The following is a 26,204-nucleotide window of genomic DNA, read 5'->3' on the forward strand; positions in this document are numbered from 1 at the left end:
AGATGAGAATAATCATCGTCGTTATGGTGGCATGCCTGCTCAGCGGCTGCGGCAGTATCATCAGTCGCACCATTCCAGGGCAAGGCCACGGAAATCAGTATTACCCGGGCGTGAAATGGGATCTTCGTGATTCCGCATGGCGCTACCTGACCGTGCTCGATCTGCCGTTCTCGCTGATTTTCGACACGCTGTTGCTGCCGATCGACGCCAGCCACGGCCCTTACGAATAGCGTAAATTAACGCTCGTCCCACTCATCGGCTGCGGTTTGACCTTCTTCCGTATCCAGCGGCGGCTCAAGCTGAAACTCACCCTCATCCCACTCGTGCAGGGTGTTCTCTTCCAGCCATTCCTGCCGAAGTTCGATTTCGTCATAGTCGCCATCAAAGACGGCCTGCGCACCTTCACCACTTAATATCGGCAAACATTCCCCTTCTTCACCTTCATCGGCAAAGAATTCGGCCTGCCACATAATATCTCCATCCTGCAGAACGTATTTTTGGATATTAAGCTGTTGCACGTCAGCATCTTCTTCTTCAACGCCGGGGTTGTCGGCGAGGAACTCTTCACGAGCGGCATCAATAGCTTCTTCCAGCGTGGCGTACATGGTCATTGGTGTCTCCCTGTTTTCCAGAAGGTTTCAGGGAAAGAATAGCTGAATATAAGATTCTGCAAGTATGAATGCGAAAATAAGCTGTCAGGCGTTCGTCTTATTCCGTCACGGGCCGCAGCGCGCGGGATAAACTGAACCATGAATAAATGGCATTGAACAACACGACGCCCGCCGTCACGATAAAGACGGCGCGAAAACCGAAGCTGGCTGAGATCCCGGCTCCGAGCAGCGGTCCGGTGACGTTACCGATATCGCGGAATGACTGGTTATAGCTGAAAATACGCCCGGCAATCTGGTTCGTTGAGTTGTAAATCAGCAGGGTCTGTACGGCGGGAAGCAACGCGCCGTCGGCGGCTCCCAGCAAAAAGCGAAGTAAGCCCAGCTGCCACGGAGCCTGCACCATCGACATCGGGATAAGCAGCAGGACGGAGATCACCAGCGCGGAGATCAGGATTTTCTCCGGACCCACCCGGTCTCCCAGTTTACCCAGTCTCGGGGCGCTCAGCAGCGCCGCCACGCCGGGTACGGAGGCAATCAGTCCGCTGATGAACGCAATATTGCTGACGTTACCCGCCAGGTCGCGAACGTACAGCGTCAGAATAGGGGCAATCGACCCGGTAGCCACCTGGATAATCATTGTCGTCACGAACAGGCTCAGCACCAGTCTGGGATTTTTGAGTGAGGTCAGCACCTCTCTGGCGTGGAGAATCTCTTTTTTGGCGACAGGCGTGAAGTTTTCCCGGATACAGAGCAGGGTGACGATAAAGCACAGGAACAACACGCTGGCGGTGATAAAGAAGACCGGGCGCAGGCCGTAGTTATCCGCCAGTAATCCCCCGGCCAGCGGTCCAAGCAGAGCACCGCTCACGCCACCGGTTGAGAGCGTGCCCAGCGCCCAGCCGCTTTTATGGCGGGGAATTTGCGTGGCAATCAGGGCATTCGCGTTGGGAATAAATCCACCCAACAGGCCCAGCAGCGCGCGCAGGATCAGAAACTGCCAGACGTTCTGCGCCACGCCCATCAGCGCCATGATAATGGCCATCCCCAGCGCCGAACGCAGCAGCATAATTTTCCGCCCCTTGCGATCGGCAAGGCCGCCCCAGAAGGGCGAGGCCATCGCGGAAAAGAGAAACGTGATGCTGAATACCAGACCGGACCACATATTGAGCGCGCTGTGGCCCGTCACGCCTAGCTGTTCGACGTAGAGCGGCAGGAAGGGCATAACCAGGCTAAAGGCCGCGCCGGTAAGAAAACAGCCAAGCCACGCAACCGCGAGGTTACGCTTCCAGTTTATGGGGGCATCTGAGGGTGACATAACTATCCGCATAATGAGGTGCAGAGCACCTGAAGCATAAAGTAATAAGCCTGCTAATTATGCGCCGGGGTTATGATTGCCGCAATGACGAGGAGCTTTTAAAGCTAAAACGGCATGCGGCCCTGAGGACCGCATGAGGATTAATAGCGGGACGGCGTGCCTTGTGGCCGCGTTTTAAAGCGGCGGTGCAGCCACATGTACTGCTCGGGCGCCAGCATGATGCACTTCTCCACAACGCTGTTCATCCAGCGTGCGGTGGTTTCCGCATCGTCGAGCGGCGGCGCAAGCTCCGGCTCCAGCATCATCAGCTCGTAGCCTGAACCATCCGGCTTACGGCGAGGGACGAAAGGCACGATGGCAGCTTTAGACATCCGCGCCAGCATCCAGGTACCGGTCGTTGTGGCGGCCTCTTCAACGGCGAAGAAGGGAACAAATACGCTGGCCTGTGGGCCATAGTCGTGGTCGGGGGCATACCAGACCACTTCGCCGGATTTCAGCGCGCGGATCATCCCCTTCAGATCCTTACGGTCGATCATGCTTTTGTTGGAGCGCATGCGGCCGTTGGTCTGGATTAAATCGATGACCGGGTTATCGTTAGGACGATAAACGCCAATGCCCGGCGCCTGCATGCCGAACATGCGCGCCCCGATTTCCAGCGTCAGGAAATGGACGCCGATCAGCAAAACGCCCGTCTGGTTGGCCTGAAGCGTATGCACAGGCTCCATGCCGGTTCCCGTCACCTCGCTCCAGCGGGCCATGCGTTTGTCCGGCCAGAACCACGCCATGCCGGTCTCCATAAGCCCCATCCCGACGGATTCGAAATTCTTCGCGACCATATCGTGACGCTCTGGCTCGCTCATCTGCGGAAAACAGAGCTCAAGATTGCGGTACGCAATTCTGGCGCGACGCTTCATAAACAGCTGTGCGAAACGGCCCAGAAACTTACCCAACCGAAAAATAACAGGGTAGGGAAGCTGTACCAGAAGCCATAAAAAGCCGATGCCAAGCCAGGTCAACCAATAGCGGGGATGCAAAAGGGCGGCAGTAAATTTTGGTAACTGGGTCATGTCTTTCCTGTGTTCAAACGTCCTGTTTTGCTAGTGTCTCATTTTTTGAGACATAGCCAAAATATCTGCTTTCGAAGCGTGCACGAATACAGCAATTGTTAAGCCTGATTAATCAGGGTGTGTGAAATGTAGCGTAAATTGTGTGGATGTAAATTGGTTTTGTTTGCTATATGATGCCGACCGATTTTTAATTCTCTCTAACGATTCCAGGACTGTACACCATGCCAGTGTTACACAACCGCGTGTCGAATGAGATGTTGAAAGCGCGTATGTTGGCTGAAACCGAACCGCGCACAACCATCTCTTTCTATAAATACTTCACGATCGACGATCCGCAGGCGACCCGCGATGCGCTTTATCAGGCGTTCACGGCCCTGAATGTCTTCGGCCGCGTCTACCTTGCCCGTGAAGGCATTAACGCGCAAATTAGCGTACCGGAAAGCAAAGTCAGCGCCTTCCGCGACGTGCTTTATCAGTTCGATCCGGCCCTCGACGGCTTGCGCCTGAACATTGCTCTGGACGATGACGGGAAATCCTTCTGGGTGCTGCGCATGAAGGTGCGTGAGCGCATCGTGGCGGACGGTATCGACGATCCCGAGTTTAACCCGGCGGATGTCGGTGAATATCTGAAGGCCGCGGAAGTGAATGCGATGCTGGACGATCCGGATGCCGTGTTCATTGATATGCGTAACCACTATGAGTACGAAGTGGGGCATTTCGAGAACGCGATGGAAATCCCGGCCGACACCTTCCGTGAGCAGCTGCCCAAAGCGGTTGAGATGATGCAGGAACATAAAGATAAAAAGATCGTTATGTACTGCACCGGCGGTATCCGCTGTGAGAAAGCCAGCGCGTGGATGAAGCACAACGGCTTTAATAAGGTCTGGCATATTGAAGGCGGCATTATCGAGTACGCCCGCCGCGCCCGCGAGCAGGGTTTACCGGTGCGCTTTATCGGGAAAAACTTTGTCTTTGACGAGCGTATGGGTGAGCGTATCTCGGAAGACGTTATTGCCCAGTGCCACCAGTGCGGCGCACCGTGCGATACCCACACCAACTGCAAAAACGACGGGTGTCATCTGCTGTTCATTCAGTGCCCGGCCTGTGCCGAGAAGTTTAACGGCTGCTGTAGCGAACTGTGCAGCGAAGAGAGCATCCTGCCGGAAGAAGAGCAGCGTCGCCGTCGCGCAGGACGTGAAAACGGCAACAAGATTTTCAATAAATCACGCGGCCGTCTGAATACCAAACTGGGTATCCCTGACCCGGAATGATAATAACGCCCGGCACGGCGAAAGCCTGCCGGGCGAATCTATTATGATTTCTGCTGTACACCTTCAACGGAAATAATCAGCTCAACGTCCTGAGACGCCGGACCTAAATCCGTTGTGATATTAAAATCTTTCAGGTGAATTTTACCCGCCGCTTCAAAACCTGCGCGTTTACCGCCCCACGGATCGTCACCCTGACCCAGTAATTTAGCATCAAGCGTGACCGGTTTTGTTACGCCGTTAAGCGTCAGGTTGCCGGTAATATTCAGTTTATCACCGTCTTTCTTCACCTCAGTAGAAGTGAAGGTCGCCTGCGGGAATTTCGCGACGTTGAGGAACTCCCCACTGCGCAGGTGTTTATCGCGCTCTGCGTGGTTCGTGTCGACGCTGTTCGTATTAATCGTCACATTGACTTTATCGGCCGCGGGATTTTTCTCGTCAAAAGTGAACGTGCCGTCAAAATCCTTAAAGGTGCCGTACAGCCAGCTGTAGCCCAGGTGCTGAATACGGAAATTGACGAAAGCGTGCTGGCCCTCTTTATCAATCTTATAATCCGCCGCCACGGCGGAACCGGCGGTGAATAACAGAGAACCCAGGGCGATACCCAGCAGGTGTTTTTTCATTTTATGCTCCAGAGTCAACTGACGAGCGGCCAAGCATGCGCTTTAGCGTATCGTCTTTATCAATAAAATGGTGTTTGAGGGCGGCAAGCCCGTGCAGCACGGAGAGGATCACCACGCTCCACGCAAGCCAGAGGTGAACAACCCCCGCCGTGTCGGCCTGCGTCCCAGCATCGCTAAGCGTTGCCGGAACCTCGAACAGGCCAAAAACGTTAATCGGCTTACCGTCCGCCGTCGAGATAAGGTAGCCGCTAATCAGAATGGCGAAGAGCAGCGCATAGAGCGCGATATGCGCGGCAACCGCACTCAGGCGGGTTATTTTTCCGTGAGTCTTCGGCGCGGCGGGCGGAGGGGAAACATGTCGCCAGATTACGCGAAAAATCAGCCCCATCATCAGGAGAACGCCAATGCTTTTATGTAACTCCGGTGCCTGGTGATACCAGCCGTCATAATAGCTGAGCGTGACCATCCAGAGTCCAAGTCCAAACATACCGTAGACGGCAAGAGCAAATATCCAGTGCAAACCTATGGATATTATTCCGTAGCGCCGGGAGGAGTTACGCAATTGCATCAGAATGTCCATTTTCAAATTAACCGGAAAGTAAAAATGAACGGGAAGGCGGGATATTGCAACTGAAATAATTGTCTATTAATTTTTATTTTATTTATTTCAGCAATTTTGAAAAGGATCGCTAAAGCTAATTCAATCTCTTCGTGCAAGCGAAATGGTGAGCTTCAATAAAGATAAATTAACGTCAATTATTGTCAGTAAGGCTTTTCAGTAAAATACAATGTAAACAAAATCAATAATGGCCAGCAGCGCCCACAATAAGATGTAGAGCATGAAATGCTCGCGAATATTATTCATCAGAAAGTTAACGATCCTGCGCATAACGCCCCGTAATGCAGTGTGAATGAAACGGGCCCCGAAACCTCCGGAGCCCGTGGCGGATTATCCGTTAAAACGCGAGAGTGAGAAGGGCGTCAGATCAAACTGCGGCGCGATGCCCTGGGCAAACTGTGCGGAGATCTCGCCCAGCACGGAAGCAAACTTAAAGCCGTGGCCGCTCAGCCCGGTAATCAGCAGGACGTTGTCATGCCCCGGCAGCGTATCAATGATAAAGTCTTCATCCGGGGTGTTGTCGTAGGTACAGGCCGCGCCATACAGCAAGCCGCCGACGCCCGGAAGAATAGTACGCAGGAACGTGAAGGCTTCTGAACCATCCTGCGGAAAGGCGCCGAAAGGCTTACGCCCTTCAGGGGTGGAGATAGCCTGGCCACCGTTGTGTTTACCGATTTTCAGCGCGTCTTTCTCGGAAGGGAAACCGTAGAACTGATCGCCATTCGGCAATTCGCCGGTGAAGGCCGGGAATTTATTCTGCGCGCTGTAGCGGCCATCCGACTGGAACCAGGAGAAGACCTTGCGCACCGGCTGGATCGGCAGTTCCGGCAGCAGGCGCGTGACCCAGGTTCCTGCGCTGACGAGCAGGCGGGACGCTGAATAGTCGCCGTCAAGAGTCGTTACCGTGACGCCATCAGCGTCATGCGTGATGGCCTCCACTGGACAATTAAACAGCTGCGCACAGCCGGCCTTCGCGGCAAGATCGATCCAGGTTTTGATCGCCGTTTCACAATGCAGCACGCCGGAGTGGGCTTCAAAGAGGCCGATGTAATCGTCCGGGACGGTAATTTCAGGCCAGCGTGCGGTAATGCCCGTCGCGTCCAGCTTCTCAATGTCCAGATTAAAGGCTTTCGCGCTGCGCTCGACGCCTGCGAGAAATTCAGACTGGGCCGGGCCCAGGTTGACGACGCCGGTACGTTCGAAAATGCGATCTTCGGTCTGTTTCGCCAGTTCATCCCACAGCGTCTGGGCGCGAAGCACCAGCGGGACATAGCGCTCGCCTTCGCCATACGCATGGCGGATGAGGCGGGTATCGCCATGATGGCTACCCTCCGAATGAGGAGGGAGGTGGGCATCGATCATCAGGACCTTCAGACCTGCCTGTGTTGCGTAATAACCGGCAGCGGAACCCACGGAGCCGCTACCAATAATGATTAAGTCGTATCTCATATGCATCTCGTAACCTGATGTTTTGTTAGCAGAGTAATTAACAACGCGGGGTTAGACAAGGGAGAAATAAATAAGGCACCGCGAGGGTGCCTGTAGAGAGAAAAGTGGGCATAAGCTTAGTGCCGTTTATACTCATTTTCCTGATAGTCGCCAGATTCTATTTTTGCAATACCTGCCTCTAAAATAGAAATAAACTGACGGGCGACGTCTGTTGTTAGCCACAACGTCTGTCCAACTTCCGCTTCTTCACGGTTGAGTTGATTCGGGGTCTGGTAGTGCAAACGCAGCATCAGCGCATCGTAGCTATCTACGGTACTGATATCCCAGCCAACCAGTGGATGGGTCTGGATCACTTCACTATTCTTTTCCATTATAACCCCCTTAATGCGTGTTAGAAGACAACGGCTCTGAGGTTCAATGCATGTTTTTCTGAAAGCATCTTCAGTATACCAAGTAATAAGGGTTCCAACGGGAAAAATAAACAGGTGGCAACACATTTTTCTGCTTTTTAGGATTGTTCGAACAATAAAACACCATCTCGTTCACGAATTTTAAAGAAGATGCCGAATTAATTTGAACTTGCAGGATTTTTAGACAAAAAAAAAGCCGGGGCGACCCGGCAAAAAAAAACAATGAGGGAGCAGTGTTAATCTGTGATAAACCAGTCGTCTGCGCTTTCCCACGTTTCCTGCAGGATTTCGCTGATGCGATCTTTATCTTCTTTCGCAGCACCAATGACGGAGAGGTTGTTAGCCGCGGCGTAACGCACCGTTACGGCACCCGCGTTGTCGGGAAAGGTGTTGTTAATACGGCGGGATAATTCGCCTGCCAGTGCATCAAGCGCGCCGGCAGGTAGAACAGTTGTTTTGGCTATGGTGACTTCAATACGCATAAATGCCCCCTGTGTAATATACTGTTTATTTATACAGGTATATTGTCGGTTTGACAACAAGGGGCATTGATTTTTTAACGTTTTACCGTCCAGTTAACGGTTTCGCCCGCCAGGAATGGGATCAGCGTGTCATCCGTCAGCGCAATGGACTCCTCAACGTGGCTCGCTTTACGCTCCAGTTCGATGAAGGTGTCGTTGACCGGCAGGCCGTAGAAACGCGGGCCGTTAAGGGAGCAGAACGCTTCAAAATGTTCGAGCGCGTTCATCTCTTCAAAGACGGTCGCGTAGCTGGCCAGTGCCGTTGGGGCGTTGAAGCAGCCTGCACAGCCGCAGCTCGCCTCTTTGCGGTGGCGGGCGTGAGGTGCGGAATCGGTGCCGAGGAACGCGCGGGAGAACCCGCTGGCAACCAGCTCGCGCAGCGCCTGCTGGTGGATGTTGCGCTTGAGAATAGGCAGACAGTACAGGTGAGGACGCACCCCGCCCACCAGCATGTGGTTACGGTTAAACATCAGGTGCTGTGGCGTAATGGTGGCGGCGATAAGATCGTTGCCGTCGCGCACATACTCTGCCGCGTCTTTGGTGGTGATATGCTCAAAGACCACTTTAAGCGCGGGCAGGCGCTGGCGCAGAGGCTCCATCACGGTCTCGATAAAGCGGGCTTCACGGTCGAAGATGTCAATCTCGGCATGCGTGACTTCACCATGGACCAGCAGCGGCATGCCCAGTTTCTGCATACGTTCCAGAACCGGCATGATGGCATCAATGCTGGTGACGCCGTGGCTGGAGTTGGTGGTGGCATTTGCCGGGTAGAGTTTCGCCGCCGTAAATACGCCTTCGTTAAACCCGCGCTCCACTTCGTTCGGATCCAGCGAGTCGGTAAGATAGCAGGTCATCAGCGGGGTAAAATCGTGTCCCGCAGGAACGGCATCCAGGATGCGCTGGCGATAGGCAATCGCGGCATCGACGGTGGTGACTGGTGGAACCAGGTTAGGCATGACAATCGCGCGGCCATAAATTTCGCTGGTATAAGGCACGACGGTTTTCAGCATATCGCCATCACGCAGATGGATATGCCAGTCGTCAGGGCGGCGGATTTTAAGAACCTGGGGTTGTGCAGTCATGGAAGCTCCGGCTTGTCAGGAATCAGTCATAAGGATGGCTGTTTTTGCCGGACACAAATCATAAGCGGAAACGTTTTCGTTTGCACACTTTTCCGTAAAAAAAAGGGCGCCACAGCGCCCTTCAGGTTAATCGGTGAAAGGAATGATAATTTCTCCCGGTTTCACCTCTATACCTTTTGCATATTTTTTCGCCAGAGCTTCACCCTTGCTTTTGTCTTCGCTTAAGACGTACGCGGGCTGCTGGTTAAAGTAATTTCGCAGCGACTGGTTGAGATAGGGCATCAGGGTTTGCAGAACCGGTGCCATCTTGTCCGGCGACACCTGCGCATCGACGACTTCCATCTCCTGCAGGAAAATTGCCCCTTTCTCTTTATTGAAAACAGGGAGTGCCTTCAGCTTGAGCTTGATGTTGGCTTTCTGATTGCCAAAGAGGGAGGACATATCGAGATCCGCATCACCGGCAAGGGTGACTTTGTTTGGCTCTTCACGACCGATCTGGCTGGTCAGGTTTGTGAGGACGATATGGGCGTCTGCCAGACCCGGCACGCCAATGTCTTTAGAGAAATTGTTATGTTTTTCCAGCGCCTGATTAATTTCCTGTTCACTGACGGTATATTGCGTGAGCTGGTTACAGCCAACCAGCAGACCGCTGACAACTAATGCCGCGGCAAAGACAATTTTCTTCATAGTGTTCCTCAACGAAAAATCGGCGCTTCTGTCCTGTTACGCCAGTATGTCAGTGTGAATTGGCAGAAACCAGCAGAAAAAACTGAGAAGTGGGGCGGGAGGGGGCCCGTTGGAGCGGATGAATCCCACTCGATTTGTTACCAGAAGCATTAACACAGCCTTCAGATTAGTATAAAGATTACAGCGATGCCCTGGTTCGGCTGTAAATCGCCGAGGCGTTTCCGAAAGGCCGGGTCGAGGCGCAGGGATGCCCGACCCGATAGCCTGAAGGAATAAGCTGAGGACAAAATTGCCGGGAGCAATTTTGGACAGCGCCTGCGCTGGCCCTGAAAGGGTGAGCCCCAGGGATGGGGCGAGCAATCCGCGAAGCGGCGATTTACCGCCGGGAGCCCGGGTCGCCAGGGTGGTGGCGACTGAGCCACCCTGGCACGTTCACAGGCCACTTCGTTAAAGAGTAGCAAGGAGCATAACGTGAACGGAATGACCACCAGAGCCATATATTTCCTCTCACCCCAGCCCTCTCCCTCAAGGGGGAGGGAGTCATCAGTGCAGGCATTATTTTATGGGGATCTCTCAACCCCAATGGGGCGAGGAGATGGTTCAATGCTCGCCTCCCTCATCCCGCCCGAGGGAAAGGCTACGCGCCAGGCTCGAGCATCCCGCTCGCGCTGCGTTTCTGGCTGAACTGCCACCACAGGGCAAGGAGCGTCATAAAGCCCACCGCGCCGAGCATCATCCACGGGAGTTCGGGCTGGCTTAACGCTTTTCCGGCATCAAACAACCAGCCGCCACCGGCGTAACCTAATGCGCCGCCAAGCGCCAGCCCCAGCCGGCTGAAACCCATATAGCTGCCGCGCGCACGCGCATCCGCAAGCGAGGCGCTCAGCGTTTCACGGGCAGGCTCGGCGATGATTGAGCCAATATAGAACGTGCAAATCAGCGTAAACAGCTGCTGGAGAGAGTTCACCAGACCGATCGGCATCATGCTCAGCGTCATCAGGAGCAGCCCGGCCATCAGGCGATGCTCCAGACGAAAATGCCGTTCGCTCCAGCGGGCAATCGGATAAAGCAGCGTTAACGACAGGCAGGCTTCGATGGCGTACATCCATTTAACGGCAGCAGGCGTGCCCGCAATGTCGTTAACCATGATCGGCAGCATCAGCATGACCTGCACAGCCAGCATGTAGTAGCCCGTCAGGGTCAACACATAGGTGACAAAACGCCTGTCGCGCAGGACGCGGCCAAGCCCTTCCCGGACCGGCGCTTTGACCGTCGACAGTTTCCAGGCGGGCAGGAACAGGCCATTAAACAGCGCGCACAGAATAAAGAGCACCGCCCCAGCCGCGCAGACCAGTCGGAAATCATACTGCAGCAGCCAGCTTCCCAGCAGGGCGCCGATAACCGCCCCGGCACTGTCCTGCATCATCAGAATCGAGAAGAAACGGCCGCGGTGCTGAGGGCGAATAAGCTTCACCACCAGGGCGGTGCGCGGCGGATCGAACAGCGTGCCGCCGATACCGGAGAGGAAACAGGAGAACCAGAGCAGCCAGGGCTCCTGGGCGACCGCCATCGTGGCAAAACCTGCCGCGCGCAGCAGCATACCGGTAACGATCATCGGTTTAGCGCCAAAGCGGTCGGCAATGGCCCCGCCAAAGACGCCCAGGCCCTGCTGGACAAACTGGCGTAACCCCAGGGCAATGCCAACCATTAATGCCGCCCAGCCCATCTGATCGACAAAGCGGATCGATATCAGCGGAAAAACGACAAAAAAGCCGAGCACAACCAGCATGTTATCGACGAGCAGGAAATATTTACCCAGGCTCCTGGCCTGTGATACGCGGGACATTTTCCCTCCAGGGAAAATAAGAAGGTGAGCACGCTAACATTCTGCGGTGTCGCCGCGTTTTTTCCCACCCCTGGGCGTGACAATATTTTTTTATCAAAAGGGTGCTTTGATAGAGAGTTCTCATCGAAAATAATGAAAAGAGGGCAAAATGGTATGTCACTGTTTTCACAGACGGCGCAGGCGCAGGTATAGTAAAGCTAATGGGTCAGCAGAAGTGACGGGAAGGAGTGGTATCGATGTTTGGCTATCGCAGTAATGTGCCAAAAGTGCGTCTGACAACGGACAGGCTGGTCGTTCGTCTGGTGCATGAGCGTGATGCCTGGCGTCTGGCGGATTATTACGCCGAGAATCGCCAGTTTTTAAAACCCTGGGAACCCGTTCGGGATGAGAGCCATTGTTACCCTTCCGGCTGGCAGGCGCGCCTCAGCATGATTACGGAATTTCACAAGCAGGGCAGCGCGTTTTATTTCGCGCTGCTGGATCCCGAAGAGAAAGAGATTATCGGGATCGCCAATTTTTCAAACGTGGTGCGCGGGTCGTTTCACGCCTGCTACCTTGGCTACTCCATCGGCCAGAAATGGCAGGGGCAGGGGCTGATGTACGAGGCGTTAACGGTGGCGATCCGCTATATGCAACGCACGCAGCATATCCATCGCATCATGGCGAACTATATGCCGCATAATCAGCGCAGCGGCAATTTGCTGGCGCGCTTAGGGTTCGAGAAAGAGGGTTACGCCAAAGACTATCTGCTGATAGACGGAGAGTGGCGCGACCACGTTCTGACGGCGTTAACCACTCGGGACTGGACCGCAGGTCGTTAAGGAGAAAAGATGAAGTATCAGCTAAACGGTACAGAAGCGCGCGTGATTGGGTGCTTACTCGAAAAACAGGTCACCACGCCGGAGCAGTATCCGCTCTCCGTCAACGCCGTGACCATGGCCTGCAACCAGAAAACCAACCGCGAGCCGGTGATGAACCTCAGCGAGCATGAGGTTCAGGACGTGCTGGATGCGCTGGTAAAACGCCACTATTTGCGCACCGTCAGCGGCTTCGGCAACCGCGTGACCAAATACGAACAGCGCTTCTGTAACTCCGAATTTGGCGACCTGAAGCTGAGCAGTGCGGAAGTGGCGGTCATCACCACGCTGTTGCTGCGCGGAGCGCAGACGCCGGGGGAACTGCGCACGCGCGCTTCCCGCATGCATGAGTTCAGCGATATGCAGGAAGTTGAGCAGACCCTGGAAGGGCTGGCTTCTCGCGAAGACGGCCCATACGTGGTGCGTCTGGCGCGCGAGCCGGGTAAACGTGAAAGCCGCTATATGCACCTGTTCAGCGGCGACGTCGATGTCGCTACCGTTACCGCGGAGAGCGACGCGGGATCCTCAGCAAGCAATGACACTCTTGTCGCGCGCGTAGAAGCGCTGGAAGAAGAGGTCGCCGGGCTGAAACAGCGTCTGGATGCCTTGCTGGCACATCTGGGAGACTGACGGTGAAAAAATTACGCGTAGGCGTGGTGGGGCTGGGCGGCATTGCGCAAAAAGCCTGGCTGCCTGTTTTAGGTGCGGCGACGGACTGGACCCTGCAAGGGGCATGGTCACCCACGCGAGAAAAGGCAGAACGTATCTGCGAAACCTGGCGCATTCCGTACGCTGCCTCCCTGCAGGATCTGGCCCGCGAGTGTAATGCGGTTTTTGTGCATACCTCAACGGCAACTCACTATCAGGTGGTGAGCGAGCTGCTCAATGCGGGGGTTCACGTCTGCGTGGATAAACCGCTGGCGGAAAATGTTCCGGACGCGGAACGTCTGATCGAACTGGCGGCGCGCAAAAAACTGACGCTGATGGTGGGCTTCAACCGCCGCTTCGCGCCGCTTTACCAGCAGCTTAAGGCGCAGTCGGGCACGCTTGCCTCGCTGCGAATGGATAAGCACCGCACCGACAGCATTGGGCCAAACGATCTGCGGTTCACCCTTCTGGATGATTATCTGCACGTTGTGGATACGGCGCTGTGGCTGAGCAACGGCGAAGCGCTGCTGAAAAGCGGCACCCTCGTGACAAACGATCAGGGGCAAATGGTCTACGCTGAACACCACTTTTCCGTTGAGCATCTTCAGATTACCACCAGCATGCACCGTCGGGCGGGTAGCCAGCGTGAATCCGTGCAGGCGGTGACCGACGGCGCGCTGTACGACATTACGGACATGCGCGAGTGGCGGGAAGAGAAGGGCAATGGCGTGGTGACGCTCCCGGCGCCAGGCTGGCAGAGCACCCTCGAGCAGCGCGGTTTCGCAGGATGCGCCCGTCACTTTATCACCTGCGTGCAAAATCAGACGGTTCCTGAAACGTCCGGCGAGCAGGCCATTCTGGCGCAGCGCATTGTGGAAAGGCTCTGGCGCGATGCCATGAGCGAATAACTCGCTGTAACATCTGCGGATAGTAATTCGTTGAAATCCGGTTAGACTAAGCGTCGCTTGTTGGCTTTGCCGGGTGGCGCTTACGCTAATCTGGCCTACAAATCCGTATGGTTCTGGAAATTCACGTTAATGAACTTATTAAAATCGCTGGCGGCCGTCAGCTCGATGACCATGTTTTCCCGCGTGCTGGGTTTTGCGCGCGACGCCATTGTGGCAAGGGTATTTGGTGCAGGGATGGCCACGGACGCCTTTTTCGTCGCCTTCAAATTGCCGAACCTGCTGCGTCGTATTTTTGCTGAAGGGGCGTTTTCCCAGGCATTCGTGCCCATTCTGGCGGAATATAAAAGCAAGCAGGGTGAAGACGCGACGCGCGTCTTTGTTTCTTATGTCTCCGGATTGCTGACGCTGGCTTTAGCTGTGGTGACCGTACTCGGGATGCTGGCCGCGCCCTGGGTGATTATGGTGACCGCGCCCGGTTTTGCCGATACGGCTGACAAATTTGCGCTGACCTCGCAGCTGCTGCGCATTACTTTCCCCTATATTCTGCTCATCTCGCTGGCCTCGCTGGTGGGGGCGATCCTGAACACCTGGAACCGCTTCTCTGTTCCGGCGTTTGCGCCAACGTTTCTCAACGTCAGCATGATCGGTTTTGCCCTGTTCGCCGCGCCGCACTTTAACCCGCCGGTGCTGGCGCTGGCCTGGGCGGTTACCGTCGGCGGCGTGCTGCAGCTGGCGTACCAGCTGCCGCATCTGAAAAAAATCGGCATGCTGGTGCTGCCGCGCATCAATCTCAAAGATGCCGGGGCGATGCGCGTGATCAGGCAGATGGGGCCCGCCATTCTCGGCGTCTCCGTCAGCCAGATCTCGCTTATCATTAACACCATCTTTGCCTCTTTCCTCGTGTCCGGCTCGGTTTCCTGGATGTACTACGCCGACCGTCTGATGGAATTCCCGTCCGGGGTGCTGGGCGTGGCGCTGGGGACCATCCTGCTGCCGTCGCTGTCGAAAAGCTTTGCCAGCGGCAATCATGATGAATATTGCCGCCTGATGGACTGGGGTTTACGTCTCTGCTTCCTGCTGGCCCTGCCGAGCGCGGTGGCGCTGGGTATTCTGGCCAAACCGCTGACGGTGTCGCTCTTCCAGTACGGGAAATTCACCGCCTTTGATGCCGCCATGACCCAGCGCGCGCTGATTGCCTACTCGGTCGGCTTGATGGGGCTGATCGTCGTCAAGGTGCTGGCGCCCGGGTTCTACTCGCGTCAGGACATCAAAACGCCGGTGAAAATTGCCATCGTGACGCTGATTATGACCCAGCTGATGAACCTGGCGTTTATTGGTCCGCTGAAGCATGCTGGCCTGTCGCTGTCTATTGGTCTGGCGGCCTGTCTGAATGCCGGGCTGCTGTACTGGCAGCTGCGCAAGCAGGATATCTTTACGCCGCAGCCGGGGTGGGGAAGTTTCCTGGTACGTCTGATCGTTGCGGTACTGGTGATGTCGGCGGCGCTTCTCGGCATGATGTACGTGATGCCGGAGTGGTCCCTCGGCACTATGCCTTATCGTCTGATGCGGCTGATGGCCGTGGTAGGCGTCGGGGTCGTGGCTTACTTTGCCACGCTCGCGGTGCTGGGGTTCAAAGTGAAAGAGTTTGCCCGCCGTACGGCATAAACGCCAAAAGGGGAGTTCACCTTATGGTGCTCCCCGCTGCATGATTTGTCGCCCAGGCGTCAAATCGAAATCTTTTTAACTCCCGCAATACGCGCAGTCGCTGTTTGACCATCCGCACCGTACAGTCCGGTTTCTTTATGCGGTTTCAATACCTCAAGCGCCTGCTGATTACGCTCAATCTGACCTTCCAGTAGCCAGCCGTTGTGCTGGTTAAGGTCGCGCAGGTGCTGGGTTTTTTCGGTAATGGTTTGCCAGCGCTCAATAATATCGTCATTGGCGCTACGCTTAGGATCCTGCTCAGCGCGGCGCTGTTGCTCCAGATAATCCAGCGTCGCCAGTAGCGAACTCTTATCTTCAGTAATACGCTGCAGCGCGCTGCCGTTGATGTGACCGGAAGAGAGATGCTGCTGTTCAGCGTCCATTACCGTTTTCAGGTCGTTAAGAACAACCGTCATTTGATCCAGTATTTCTGACAGTCGACTCATACGGTTAGTTACTCTGTAAGAAACTCTGTGCTTCCTGAATCAGGGCATCAGCAATCTTGCTGGTGTCCATTTTCAGCTCACCGTTACGAATAGCCGTTTTCAGCGCTTCAACACGTTCCATATTGATATCGTTGCTGCCTGGCTGCATCAGTTTTGCCTGCGCGTCGCTCAGGGTCACGCTGGTGCTGTTGGATGTTGACGGTTTTTCCAGACGCGTTTTCTGCGCAGGAGCGTCATTCGTTTCGCGAGGTTGTACAGCGCTTACCGGCTTCAGGGCTGATGTACGATCAATGCTCATAGTGTTGTCCTCATCGAGGGTTCGCGGCGTTTGCGCCTGACATCATCATTAGTGGAATATTTATCGGCACGCGCCGCGAAATCTTTAAAAAGATTATAGGTTAATCAGAATATTCCCATCAGAATCGACGGTTCCGCTCACCACCTGGCCTGAGGACATTCTGACGCGGGCGTTTTGCGCCACCGCGGCATTGTTTAACGCTTTCCCTTCACTGTTGATGCTAAAGCCATCTCCGTTGGCCACCACCATCACCTGTTGACCCGCTTTTACCCGCCACGACTGACGCAGCATGGAGAGCTGTATCGGCTGGCCAGGGGCGACATCACGCAGGCTGACGGCGTCCTGTGCCTGGTTCATTTCCAGCATGGTACGTGGAGGCAGCTGATCCAGACGGCCGCGCTTTAACGTCACGCTGTTCGTCTGCAGCACGCTGCCGCGCGCAATGGGTACGGCGGCGACAACATAATTGCCCGTCGCCTGAACTGCAACCTGTAAATAGCGTTTTTCGTTCGCGCAGCGTGCCAGCACGTTCACATTTCCCCACAGCCGGGTGGTTCCCGTCACGCTGAATGACGGTTGGTCACAGGTCGGGTACAGATTCGGTGGGGTGCGCACGGTAACGTTAACCTCATCGCTAAAGCCCGCCAGCTTTTCAGCAAAAAAAGCCGTCAGCCGATCCTGTAAGCCTTCAGCCTGCACCAGAGGGCTAAACAGCAAGAAAGTTGCCACCAGGCCACGTTTTAACGTTTGCATCGCAAGTTCCACCGTTTCCAGAGTTGAATGAATTCTACCTGCAGTGGTTTTGCATCAACGCAATAAATAGCGACGCATTTTGCGCTTATTCCGTCGATAGGAGAGACCGGGTGAGATTTAAGCTGTGAACTGAAATTTTGCCATCAGCGGAGGAGACATGCTCGATAAACTCGACGCCGCGTTACGTTTTCAGCAGGAAGCGCTCAATTTACGCGCCCAGCGGCAGGAGATTTTAGCCGCCAACATTGCTAACGCCGATACCCCAGGGTTTCAGGCGCGCGATATTGATTTTTCCAGTGAACTCAAAAAGGTGATGGAGCGTGGACGTGCCGAAGGAACGGGTGTTGCACTTGCCATGACATCCTCTCGCCATATTCCTGCTCAGGCGATGACCGCGCCAGCGACCGATTTACTTTACCGCATTCCCGATCAGCCCTCACTCGACGGTAACACCGTGGATATGGACCGGGAGCGTACGCAGTTTGCCGATAACAGTCTGAAATACCAGACGGGCTTAACCGTACTCGGCGGACAAATCAAAGGCATGATGAACGTCCTGCAGGGGGGGAACTGATAGATGGCCTTGTTGAATATTTTTGATATTGCCGGTTCGGCGTTAACCGCGCAGTCCAAACGCCTGAACGTGGCTGCCAGTAACCTGGCGAACGCCGACAGCGTAACCGGACCAGACGGCCAGCCTTATCGTGCCAAACAGGTTGTCTTTCAGGTCGATGCTGCGCCGGGCGCGGCGACGGGCGGCGTGAAGGTGTCTGATGTGGTAGAGAGCCAGGCGCCGGACAGGCTGGTGTATGAGCCGGGTAACCCGCTCGCGGATGCCAGCGGATACGTGAAAATGCCAAACGTGGATGTGGTGGGTGAGATGGTGAACTCCATGTCGGCTTCTCGCAGCTACCAGGCCAACGTTGAAGTGCTTAATACCGTGAAGAGCATGATGCTCAAAACGCTCACTCTCGGCCAGTAAAGGAGACATGCATGTCCATCGCCGTAAATGTGAATGATCCTACGAACTCGGGTGTTAATAACACGAAGAGTACGACGGGTTCTAACTCCCTCACCGGGAGCAATGCCTCCGATCTTCAGGGCAGCTTTCTGACACTGCTGGTGGCGCAGCTTAAGAACCAGGATCCCACCAACCCAATGCAGAACAACGAACTGACCACGCAGCTTGCGCAGATCAGCACCGTTAGCGGCATTGAGAAACTCAACACCACCCTCGGCTCCGTCTCCGGGCAGATTAACAGCGCCCAGTCTCTGCAGGCGGCAAGCCTGATTGGCCACGGGGTGATGATCCCTGGAACCACGATTCTGGCGGGCACCAGCACCACCGAAGGCAACACCACAACGACCACCACGCCGTTTGGCGTTGAGTTGCAGCAGGCGGCGGAGAAAGTTACCGCCACCATTACCGACAGCAACGGCACGGTCGTGCGCACTATTGATATCGGCGAGCTGAAGGCGGGCGTTCACACCTTTACGTGGGATGGCAGCCTGACCGACGGCACTAAAGCACCAAACGGTTCTTACAAAGTAGCGATCAGCGCCAGCAACGGGACAACCCAGCTGGTGGCGCAGCCGCTGCAGTTCGCGCTGGTCCAGGGCGTGATTAAAGGAAGCGACGGCAACAAACTGGATTTGGGAACCTCTGGTTCCACCACACTCGACGAAGTTCGGCAGATTATCTAAGCCTTAACACTTATCAGGAGTAAGTCATGGCCTTTTCTCAAGCGGTCAGCGGCCTGAATGCTGCGGCCACCAACCTGGACGTCATTGGCAACAACATCGCCAACTCCGCGACCTATGGTTTTAAATCCGGTTCTGCTTCATTTGCGGACATGTTTGCCGGTTCCAAAGTCGGCCTGGGCGTGAAAGTTGCGGGCATCACTCAGGACTTTACCGACGGCACCACCACCAACACCGGTCGTGGTCTGGACGTTGCGATCAGCCAGAACGGCTTCTTCCGTATGGTCGATTCCAACGGTTCTGTGTTCTACAGCCGTAACGGCCAGTTCAAGCTGGACGAAAACCGTACGCTGGTTAACATGCAGGGCATGCAGCTGACGGGCTACCCGGCAGCCGGAACGCCTCCAACCGTTCAGACCGGTGCGAACCCTCAGGCGATTACTATCCCGAACACCCTGATGGCGGCGAAATCAACCACCACCGCGACGCAGCAGATCAACCTGAACTCAACCGATCCTGTTCAAACGGCCCCGTTCGATGCGACCAACCCGGACACCTACAACAAAAAAGGGACCGTGACCGTATTCGACAGCCAGGGTAACGCCCACAACATGTACGTCTACTACGTGAAGACGGCCAACAATAAATGGGATCTTTACACTCAGGACGGCAGCGTTGCGGGTTCAACAGCGGCAAAAGCGGCGCAGATGAACTTTGATGTGAACGGTAACCTGGCGGGTGTCTACAACTACGACGCTGCGGGTGTACTGAGCGCAACGCCAAACGCCACGCCGGCCATTAACATCACCACGGGTTCTGTCAGCGGTGCGACGGCGGCGACCTTCTCCCTGAGCTTCCAGAACTCCATGCAGCAGAACACCGGTGCAAACAGCGTTGTGGCAACCAATCAGAACGGCTACAAGCCTGGCGACCTGGTGAGCTACCAGATCAACGACGATGGCACCGTGGTGGGAAGCTACTCTAACGAACAGTCTCAGGTTCTGGGGCAGATCGTGCTGGCAAACTTCGCCAACAACGAAGGCCTGAAATCGGAAGGCGACAACGTCTGGTCTGCCACACAGTCCTCCGGCGTGGCGCTGCTGGGTACCGCAGGCACCGGTAACTTCGGCAAGCTGACCAACGGCGCGCTGGAGGCTTCCAACGTGGATATGAGTAAAGAACTGGTGAACATGATCGTCGCGCAGCGTAACTATCAGTCGAACGCGCAGACCATCAAAACCCAGGACCAGATCCTCAACACGCTGGTTAACCTGCGTTAAGCGGCTAACAGGAAAGCGCAATGGATCACGCAATATATACCGCGATGGGCGCGGCAAGTCAGACGCTCAATCAGCAGGCCGTTACCGCCAGCAACCTGGCAAACGCCTCTACGCCGGGCTTTCGCGCTCAGCTTAATGCGCTGCGCGCGGTACCGGTAGAAGGGCTTTCCCTGCCGACCCGTACGCTGGTGACGGCATCAACCCCTGGCGCCGATATGACGCCAGGGCAGATGGACTACACCTCGCGCCCGCTGGACGTTGCCCTGCAGCAGGACGGCTGGCTGGCGGTGCAAACGGCCGACGGCAGCGAAGGCTATACCCGTAACGGCAATATCCAGGTGAGCGCGACGGGCCAGCTGACGATTCAGGGTCATCCGGTGATGGGGGAAGCGGGTCCGCTGACCGTGCCGGAAGGCTCTGAGCTGACTATCGCCGCGGACGGCACCATTTCGGCGCTGAACCCGGGCGATCCGGCCAACACCGTTGCACCCGTCGGACGTCTGAAGCTGGTTAAAGCGGAAGGCAAAGAGGTGCAGCGCGGCGACGACGGCATGTTTCGTCTGACCCAGGCGGCGCAGGCGACGCGTGGTGCCACATTACAGGCCGATCCGAGCATCCGCGTGATGTCCGGCGTTCTGGAAGGCAGTAACGTCAAGCCGGTAGCCGCCATGAGCGACATGATTGCCAGCGCCCGTCGTTTCGAAATGCAGATGAAGATCATCAGCAGCGTGGATGAAAACGCGGGCAAAGCTAACCAACTTCTGGCTATGAGTTAACAGGACTCCTTATGATCAGTTCTTTATGGATCGCGAAAACTGGCCTGGACGCCCAGCAAACCAATATGGACGTGATTGCCAACAACCTGGCAAACGTGAGCACCAATGGTTTCAAGCGTCAGCGTGCCGTTTTCGAAGATTTGCTTTATCAAACCATCCGTCAGCCGGGCGCGCAGTCTTCTGAACAGACGACGCTGCCGTCGGGCCTGCAGATTGGTACCGGCGTTCGCCCGGTGGCTACCGAGCGTCTGCACAGCCAGGGCAACCTGTCTCAGACCAACAACAGCAAGGACGTGGCAATCAAAGGCCAGGGCTTCTTCCAGGTGCAGCTGCCTGACGGGACCTCTGCCTATACCCGCGACGGTTCGTTCCAGGTCGATCAGAACGGCCAGCTGGTGACGGCGGGCGGTTTCCAGGTTCAGCCTGCGATTACCATCCCGGCGAACGCCCTGAGCATCACCATCGGACGCGACGGTGTGGTCAGCGTGACCCAGCAGGGACAGGCCGCGCCGGTTCAGGTTGGGCAGCTCAACCTGACCACCTTCATGAACGATACCGGTCTGGAAAGCATTGGTGAGAACCTCTACACCGAAACGCAATCCTCCGGTACGCCGAATGAGAGCACTCCGGGCCTGAACGGTGCGGGTCTGCTGTACCAGGGGTATGTTGAAACGTCCAACGTGAACGTGGCGGAAGAGCTGGTGAATATGATCCAGGTCCAGCGCGCGTATGAAATTAACAGTAAAGCAGTGTCGACGACCGACCAGATGCTGCAGAAACTGACGCAACTCTAAGGTGTAGCCCGGTGCGGTAAACGCCGCACCGGCTCCCTGTTTTCGAAGATGAAGGCAATGCAAAAAAACGCGGCGTTTCGTTATCCGATACTGACTGTTCTGGCTGTCACCCTCAGCGGGTGTGCTTTGATCCCGTCTAAACCATTGGTCCAGGGTGCGACGACTGCCCAACCCGTTCCCGGCCCTGCGCCAGTGGTCAACGGCTCCATTTTCCAGACCGCGCAGCCGATTAATTACGGCTATCAGCCGCTGTTTGAAGATCGCCGCCCGCGTAACGTCGGCGATACATTGACCATTGTGCTGCAGGAAAACGTCAGCGCGAGCAAGAGCTCGTCGGCGAACGCCAGCCGCGATGGCAAAACGAATTTTGGCTTCGATACCGTCCCGCGCTACCTGCAGGGACTGTTCGGCAACGCGCGAGCAGATGTCGAGGCCTCTGGCGGCAATACCTTTAACGGTAAAGGTGGCGCGAACGCCAGCAACACCTTCAGCGGTACGCTGACGGTCACGGTTGACCAGGTTCTGGTTAACGGCAACTTGCACGTTGTGGGTGAAAAACAGATCGCCATCAACCAGGGCACTGAATTCATTCGCTTCTCGGGCGTGGTTAACCCTCGCACCATCAGCGGCACCAACACCGTTCCGTCTACCCAGGTGGCGGATGCGCGCATTGAGTACGTCGGTAACGGCTATATCAATGAAGCCCAAAATATGGGTTGGCTGCAGCGCTTCTTCCTTAATTTATCGCCGATGTAAGCGAGGTGACCCATGTTTAAATCGATCTTCGCCGTGGCGCTCGCGCTGGTGACAACATTTGCCCAGGCTGACCGTATTCGCGATCTCACCAGCGTTCAGGGTGTGCGTGAAAACTCCCTGATTGGCTACGGCCTGGTGGTTGGTCTGGATGGTACCGGTGACCAGACGACCCAGACGCCGTTCACCACCCAAAGCCTGAACAACATGCTTTCCCAACTCGGTATTACCGTGCCGGCGGGAACCAACATGCAGCTGAAAAACGTGGCCGCGGTAATGGTCACCGCGTCCTACCCGGCGTTTGCGCGTCAGGGGCAGACCATTGATGTGGTGGTCTCCTCAATGGGTAACGCCAAAAGCCTGCGCGGCGGTACGCTGCTGATGACCCCGCTGAAAGGTGTTGATAGCCAGGTGTATGCGCTGGCGCAGGGGAACATCCTGGTTGGCGGTGCGGGGGCATCCGCAGGCGGAAGCAGCGTGCAGGTGAACCAGCTGAACGGTGGACGTATCACCAACGGTGCAATCATTGAGCGTGAACTGCCGACCCAGTTTGGCGCGGGCAACACCATCAACCTGCAGCTTAATAATGAAGACTTCACGATGGCGCAGCAAATTGCCGATACCATCAACCGCAGCCGCGGCTACGGTAACGCAACGGCACTCGATGCGCGCACCGTGCAGATCCGCACCTCCACCGGCAGCAGCAACCAGGTGCGCATGCTGGCTGATATTCAGAATATGGAAGTTAACGTTCCGGTCCAGGATGCGAAAGTGATCATCAACTCCCGTACCGGCTCGGTGGTGATGAACCGGGAAGTGTCGCTGGACAGCTGTGCCGTGGCGCAGGGTAACCTCTCCGTGACGGTTAACCGCTCCGCGAACGTGAGCCAGCCGAACACGCCATTTGGCGGCGGTCAGACGGTGGTAACACCGCAAACGCAGATTGATATGCGCCAGAGCGGCGGGTCGCTGCAGAGCGTTCGCTCCAGCGCCAACCTGAATAGCGTGGTGCGTGCCCTGAACGCCCTGGGCGCAACGCCGATGGATCTGATGTCCATCCTGCAATCCATGCAAAGCGCGGGCTGCCTGCGCGCCAAACTGGAAATCATCTAATGCTGACCGATAGCAAACTGTTGACCAGTGCAGCCTGGGACGCCCAGTCGCTCAACGAACTGAAAACCAAAGCAGGCAAAGACCCGGCGGCGAACATCCGCCCGGTCGCCCGCCAGGTGGAAGGGATGTTTGTACAGATGATGCTGAAAAGCATGCGCGAAACCCTGCCGAAAGACGGGATGTTCAGCAGTGATTCAACGCGTCTCTACACCAGCATGTATGACCAGCAGATTGCGCAGCAGATGACCGCCGGTAAAGGCCTCGGTCTGGCTGACATGATTGTGAAACAGACCGAAGCCGCGCAGGGCATTCAGCCTCAGGAACAGACGCAGCAGGTGCCGATGAAGTTCGACCTGGAAACGGTGACCAGTTATCAGAACCAGGCTCTGACGCAAATGGTGCGTAAAGCGATGCCAAAAGCCACTGGCAGCGGCGATGAGCCGCTCTCCGGTGACAGCAAAGACTTCCTGGCGCAGCTTTCTCTGCCCGCGCGTCTCGCCAGCGAACAGAGCGGCGTGCCGCATCACCTGATTCTGGCGCAGGCCGCGCTGGAGTCGGGCTGGGGTCAGCGTCAGATCCGCAAGGAAAACGGCGATCCGAGCTTCAACATCTTCGGCGTAAAGGCCACCTCCAGCTGGAAGGGGCCAACAACGGAGATCACGACCACCGAATACGAGAACGGTGCGGCGGTGAAGGTCAAAGCAAAATTCCGCGTCTACAGCTCCTATCTGGAAGCATTGTCCGACTACGTTGGCCTGCTGAGCCGAAATCCGCGTTATACCGCCGTTACGCAGGCGGCGACGGCGGAGCAGGGCGCTCAGGCCTTACAAAACGCGGGCTACGCGACTGACCCGAACTATGCACGCAAGCTCACCAGCATGATCCAGCAGCTGAAATCCATGGGCGAGAAGGTCAGCAAAGCCTATAGCACAGATATTGAAAATCTGTTCTGAAAGTTCTCAAGTCCCGGTGGAGGTTGCCGATAACCTTCATCAGGACTCGTGTCTGAACGTATAAAAGGAACCCCCATGTCCAGTTTGATTAACAGCGCCATGAGTGGCCTCAGTGCCGCGCAGTCGGCACTCAATACCGTCAGTAATAATATTTCAAGCTATAACGTGGCAGGTTACACCCGCCAGACCACGGTGCTGGGCGCATCTAACAGCACGCTGACCGGCGGTGGCTGGGTGGGTAACGGGGTTTATGTCTCCGGTGTCCAGCGTGAGTATGACGCCTTCATCACCAACCAGCTGCGCGCCGCGCAGACGCAGAGCAGCGGTCTGACGACGCGCTATCAGCAGATGTCAAAAATTGACGATGTGCTCTCCGATACCACCAACTCGCTCTCCACCACCCTGCAGGATTTCTTCAAAAGCCTGCAAACCCTGGTGAGCAACGCGGAAGACCCGGCTGCACGTCAGACGGTGCTGGGTAAAGCGAGTGGTCTGGTCAATCAGTTTAAAACCAACGATCAGTATCTCCGTGACCAGGACGCGCAGGTTAATACCGCCATCTCAAGCAGCGTGTCTCAGATCAACAACTACGCGGCACAGATTGCGAATCTGAACGATCAGATCTCCCGTCTGACCGGCGTTGGCGCGGGCGCGTCACCTAACGATCTTCTGGACCAGCGCGATCAGCTCGTGACTGAACTGAACAAAATCGTGGGCGTGGAAGTCTCCGTGCAGGATAGCGGCACGTTTAATATCTCTCTCGGTAACGGTTACAGCCTGGTACAGGGCAGCAAAGCCAGCCAGCTGGCGGCCGTGAAGTCCAGCGCCGATCCGGCTCGTACCACTATCGCCTACGTCGATGACGTGGCGGGCAATATTGAGATCCCGGAGAAATTTATCACCACCGGTTCTTTAGGCGGTTTACTGACCTTCCGCACGGAAGATTTGGATAAAGCCCGTAACAGCCTGAACCAGATGGCGCTGGCCTTTGCCGACGCGATGAACACGCAGCATGAAGCCGGTTTTGATGCGAACGGTGATGCGGGCGGTAAGCTGTTCAACTTTGGTTCTCCGGCGGTTCTGTCCAACAGCAAGAACGGCGGTTCGGCCGTTGTTACGGCGTCTGTGGCGGACAGCAAACAGGTCCAGGCGACAGACTATAAGCTGCAGTTTAACGGCACTGACTGGACGGTCACCCGCTCGTCAGACAAAACCAGCTTTACGATGAGCCCGGATGCCAGCGGCAATCTGTCTTTTGATGGCCTTAACGTCAACGTGAGCGGTACGGCAAACACCAAAGACAGCTTTACCGTGAAGCCTGTTTCCAACGTCATCATGAACATGGAACTCGCGATCATCGACGAGTCCAAGCTGGCGATGGCATCGGTGCAGAACGGCGGCGAGAGTGATAACCGTAATGGCCAAAAACTGCTCGATCTGCAAAACGGCAAAGTGGTGGGTGGAAACAAAACCTTCAACGATGCGTATGCCTCTCTGGTCAGTACCGTCGGTAGCTCAACGGCGTCACTGAAGGTGAGCAGCCAGACGAAAGCCAACGTGGAGACGCAGTTAATCAAGCAGCAGCAGACCATCTCTGGGGTAAACCTCGACGAAGAGTATGGCAATTTGCAGCGTTATCAGCAGTATTACCTGGCCAATGCCCAGGTTCTACAAACTGCCAGTACGCTCTTCGATGCAATTATCAACATTCGTTAAGGTTGA

31 protein-coding genes are annotated in these 26,204 nt (G+C 55.8%); 16 read left to right on the top strand and 15 right to left on the bottom strand.

The features are described 5' to 3' along the window. Positions 1 to 2 precede the first annotated feature (2 nt). Complete coding sequence (locus tag ACMWLG_RS01860) at positions 3 to 230, top strand: YceK/YidQ family lipoprotein (protein WP_033145189.1); 228 nt, start codon at positions 3 to 5, stop codon at positions 228 to 230. Between the two features lie 6 nt (positions 231 to 236). On the opposite strand, the gene ACMWLG_RS01865 is transcribed toward ACMWLG_RS01860, so the two are convergent. From ACMWLG_RS01865 to ACMWLG_RS01875, 3 genes are all read right to left on the bottom strand, one after another. Next, positions 237 to 611, bottom strand: a complete 375-nt coding sequence (locus ACMWLG_RS01865; protein WP_023311118.1) for a MysB family protein — start codon at positions 609 to 611, stop codon at positions 237 to 239. A 97-nt stretch (positions 612 to 708) separates the two neighbouring features. Beyond that, positions 709 to 1,926, bottom strand: coding sequence for a multidrug efflux MFS transporter MdtG (mdtG, locus tag ACMWLG_RS01870; protein ID WP_045401848.1), 1,218 nt, complete (start codon positions 1,924 to 1,926; stop codon positions 709 to 711). A 140-nt stretch (positions 1,927 to 2,066) separates the two neighbouring features. Further along, complete coding sequence (locus tag ACMWLG_RS01875; protein WP_023311120.1) at positions 2,067 to 2,993, bottom strand: Kdo(2)-lipid IV(A) acyltransferase; 927 nt, start codon at positions 2,991 to 2,993, stop codon at positions 2,067 to 2,069. 221 nt (positions 2,994 to 3,214) lie between these two features. Here ACMWLG_RS01875 and ACMWLG_RS01880 point away from each other — a divergent pair, with 221 nt between their 5' ends. Continuing rightward, positions 3,215 to 4,264: a rhodanese-related sulfurtransferase gene (locus ACMWLG_RS01880; RefSeq protein ID WP_039261862.1), complete on the top strand. Its 1,050-nt coding sequence runs from the start codon at positions 3,215 to 3,217 to the stop codon at positions 4,262 to 4,264. Between the two features lie 41 nt (positions 4,265 to 4,305). On the opposite strand, the gene ACMWLG_RS01885 is transcribed toward ACMWLG_RS01880, so the two are convergent. The 9 genes from ACMWLG_RS01885 to mdtH form a co-directional block, all read right to left on the bottom strand. Then, positions 4,306 to 4,884: a YceI family protein gene (locus tag ACMWLG_RS01885; protein ID WP_045401851.1), complete on the bottom strand. Its 579-nt coding sequence runs from the start codon at positions 4,882 to 4,884 to the stop codon at positions 4,306 to 4,308. A 1-nt stretch (position 4,885) separates the two neighbouring features. Then, complete coding sequence (locus ACMWLG_RS01890; protein ID WP_045401937.1) at positions 4,886 to 5,452, bottom strand: cytochrome b; 567 nt, start codon at positions 5,450 to 5,452, stop codon at positions 4,886 to 4,888. A 207-nt stretch (positions 5,453 to 5,659) separates the two neighbouring features. Then, on the bottom strand, positions 5,660 to 5,773 hold the full coding sequence (locus tag ACMWLG_RS01895) for a YceO family protein (protein WP_032639612.1): 114 nt from the start codon (positions 5,771 to 5,773) through the stop codon (positions 5,660 to 5,662). Between the two features lie 60 nt (positions 5,774 to 5,833). After that, the gene (gene solA, locus ACMWLG_RS01900; protein ID WP_045401940.1) at positions 5,834 to 6,952 is read right to left on the bottom strand and encodes an N-methyl-L-tryptophan oxidase; all 1,119 of its coding nucleotides are present in this window, start codon (positions 6,950 to 6,952) and stop codon (positions 5,834 to 5,836) included. A 116-nt stretch (positions 6,953 to 7,068) separates the two neighbouring features. Next, entirely contained in the window at positions 7,069 to 7,323 is a 255-nt protein-coding gene (bssS, locus tag ACMWLG_RS01905; protein WP_008500827.1) for a biofilm formation regulator BssS, read from the bottom strand. Between the two features lie 275 nt (positions 7,324 to 7,598). Beyond that, on the bottom strand, positions 7,599 to 7,844 hold the full coding sequence (gene dinI / locus ACMWLG_RS01910) for a DNA damage-inducible protein I (RefSeq protein WP_008500826.1): 246 nt from the start codon (positions 7,842 to 7,844) through the stop codon (positions 7,599 to 7,601). A 74-nt stretch (positions 7,845 to 7,918) separates the two neighbouring features. Next, entirely contained in the window at positions 7,919 to 8,965 is a 1,047-nt protein-coding gene (pyrC, locus tag ACMWLG_RS01915; protein ID WP_023311125.1) for a dihydroorotase, read from the bottom strand. A gap of 126 nt (positions 8,966 to 9,091) precedes the next feature. After that, entirely contained in the window at positions 9,092 to 9,652 is a 561-nt protein-coding gene (locus ACMWLG_RS01920) for a lipoprotein (protein WP_023311126.1), read from the bottom strand. Between the two features lie 637 nt (positions 9,653 to 10,289). Further along, positions 10,290 to 11,498 (bottom strand): multidrug efflux MFS transporter MdtH, encoded by a 1,209-nt coding sequence (gene mdtH / locus ACMWLG_RS01925; RefSeq protein ID WP_045401856.1) that lies wholly within the window; start codon positions 11,496 to 11,498, stop codon positions 10,290 to 10,292. Positions 11,499 to 11,734: 236 nt separating this feature from the next. Here mdtH and rimJ point away from each other — a divergent pair, with 236 nt between their 5' ends. The 4 genes from rimJ (at position 11,735) to murJ (ending at position 15,576) form a co-directional block, all read left to right on the top strand. Continuing rightward, positions 11,735 to 12,319: a ribosomal protein S5-alanine N-acetyltransferase gene (rimJ, locus tag ACMWLG_RS01930; RefSeq protein WP_008500822.1), complete on the top strand. Its 585-nt coding sequence runs from the start codon at positions 11,735 to 11,737 to the stop codon at positions 12,317 to 12,319. A gap of 9 nt (positions 12,320 to 12,328) precedes the next feature. Further along, positions 12,329 to 12,985 (top strand): YceH family protein, encoded by a 657-nt coding sequence (locus tag ACMWLG_RS01935; RefSeq protein ID WP_045401859.1) that lies wholly within the window; start codon positions 12,329 to 12,331, stop codon positions 12,983 to 12,985. Between the two features lie 2 nt (positions 12,986 to 12,987). Continuing rightward, on the top strand, positions 12,988 to 13,911 hold the full coding sequence (locus tag ACMWLG_RS01940; protein WP_045401862.1) for a Gfo/Idh/MocA family protein: 924 nt from the start codon (positions 12,988 to 12,990) through the stop codon (positions 13,909 to 13,911). Between the two features lie 129 nt (positions 13,912 to 14,040). Next, positions 14,041 to 15,576: a murein biosynthesis integral membrane protein MurJ gene (murJ, locus tag ACMWLG_RS01945; protein WP_045357088.1), complete on the top strand. Its 1,536-nt coding sequence runs from the start codon at positions 14,041 to 14,043 to the stop codon at positions 15,574 to 15,576. 59 nt (positions 15,577 to 15,635) lie between these two features. Here murJ and flgN read toward each other — a convergent pair whose 3' ends face one another. The 3 genes from flgN to flgA all read right to left on the bottom strand — a co-directional run bounded on the left by flgN (position 15,636) and on the right by flgA (position 17,112). Continuing rightward, positions 15,636 to 16,061, bottom strand: coding sequence for a flagella biosynthesis chaperone FlgN (flgN, locus tag ACMWLG_RS01950; RefSeq protein WP_008500818.1), 426 nt, complete (start codon positions 16,059 to 16,061; stop codon positions 15,636 to 15,638). A 4-nt stretch (positions 16,062 to 16,065) separates the two neighbouring features. Continuing rightward, complete coding sequence (flgM, locus tag ACMWLG_RS01955; RefSeq protein WP_023311133.1) at positions 16,066 to 16,359, bottom strand: flagellar biosynthesis anti-sigma factor FlgM; 294 nt, start codon at positions 16,357 to 16,359, stop codon at positions 16,066 to 16,068. 93 nt (positions 16,360 to 16,452) lie between these two features. Then, the gene (flgA, locus tag ACMWLG_RS01960; protein WP_023311134.1) at positions 16,453 to 17,112 is read right to left on the bottom strand and encodes a flagellar basal body P-ring formation chaperone FlgA; all 660 of its coding nucleotides are present in this window, start codon (positions 17,110 to 17,112) and stop codon (positions 16,453 to 16,455) included. 157 nt (positions 17,113 to 17,269) lie between these two features. On the opposite strand from flgA, the gene flgB reads away from it, so the two are divergent. The 10 genes from flgB (at position 17,270) to flgK (ending at position 26,198) form a co-directional block, all read left to right on the top strand. Then, positions 17,270 to 17,686 (top strand): flagellar basal body rod protein FlgB, encoded by a 417-nt coding sequence (gene flgB, locus ACMWLG_RS01965; protein WP_023311135.1) that lies wholly within the window; start codon positions 17,270 to 17,272, stop codon positions 17,684 to 17,686. A 3-nt stretch (positions 17,687 to 17,689) separates the two neighbouring features. After that, positions 17,690 to 18,094: a flagellar basal body rod protein FlgC gene (gene flgC, locus ACMWLG_RS01970; RefSeq protein WP_008500814.1), complete on the top strand. Its 405-nt coding sequence runs from the start codon at positions 17,690 to 17,692 to the stop codon at positions 18,092 to 18,094. Between the two features lie 11 nt (positions 18,095 to 18,105). Next, complete coding sequence (flgD, locus tag ACMWLG_RS01975) at positions 18,106 to 18,816, top strand: flagellar hook assembly protein FlgD (RefSeq protein WP_045401867.1); 711 nt, start codon at positions 18,106 to 18,108, stop codon at positions 18,814 to 18,816. 26 nt (positions 18,817 to 18,842) lie between these two features. Further along, positions 18,843 to 20,093 carry a flagellar hook protein FlgE gene (flgE, locus tag ACMWLG_RS01980; RefSeq protein ID WP_045620255.1) on the top strand — a complete coding sequence of 417 codons (1,251 nt, stop codon included), beginning with the start codon at positions 18,843 to 18,845 and terminating at the stop codon, positions 20,091 to 20,093. A 20-nt stretch (positions 20,094 to 20,113) separates the two neighbouring features. Further along, positions 20,114 to 20,869 (top strand): flagellar basal body rod protein FlgF, encoded by a 756-nt coding sequence (locus ACMWLG_RS01985; RefSeq protein ID WP_023311138.1) that lies wholly within the window; start codon positions 20,114 to 20,116, stop codon positions 20,867 to 20,869. An 11-nt stretch (positions 20,870 to 20,880) separates the two neighbouring features. Next, positions 20,881 to 21,663 carry a flagellar basal-body rod protein FlgG gene (gene flgG / locus ACMWLG_RS01990; protein ID WP_008500810.1) on the top strand — a complete coding sequence of 261 codons (783 nt, stop codon included), beginning with the start codon at positions 20,881 to 20,883 and terminating at the stop codon, positions 21,661 to 21,663. A gap of 57 nt (positions 21,664 to 21,720) precedes the next feature. Next, on the top strand, positions 21,721 to 22,419 hold the full coding sequence (gene flgH, locus ACMWLG_RS01995) for a flagellar basal body L-ring protein FlgH (protein ID WP_023311139.1): 699 nt from the start codon (positions 21,721 to 21,723) through the stop codon (positions 22,417 to 22,419). A gap of 12 nt (positions 22,420 to 22,431) precedes the next feature. Continuing rightward, on the top strand, positions 22,432 to 23,529 hold the full coding sequence (locus ACMWLG_RS02000; protein WP_023311140.1) for a flagellar basal body P-ring protein FlgI: 1,098 nt from the start codon (positions 22,432 to 22,434) through the stop codon (positions 23,527 to 23,529). After that, positions 23,529 to 24,482 carry a flagellar assembly peptidoglycan hydrolase FlgJ gene (gene flgJ / locus ACMWLG_RS02005; RefSeq protein ID WP_023311141.1) on the top strand — a complete coding sequence of 318 codons (954 nt, stop codon included), beginning with the start codon at positions 23,529 to 23,531 and terminating at the stop codon, positions 24,480 to 24,482. The genes ACMWLG_RS02000 and flgJ overlap by 1 nt, the downstream gene beginning before the upstream one ends. 75 nt (positions 24,483 to 24,557) lie before the next feature. Then, positions 24,558 to 26,198 (top strand): flagellar hook-associated protein FlgK, encoded by a 1,641-nt coding sequence (flgK, locus tag ACMWLG_RS02010; RefSeq protein ID WP_414762941.1) that lies wholly within the window; start codon positions 24,558 to 24,560, stop codon positions 26,196 to 26,198. Positions 26,199 to 26,204: the final 6 nt, after the last annotated feature.

Source organism: Enterobacter sp. 01-M-02-SI-ECC (assembly GCF_047530595.1).
GTDB lineage: Bacteria > Pseudomonadota > Gammaproteobacteria > Enterobacterales > Enterobacteriaceae > Enterobacter > Enterobacter cloacae_M.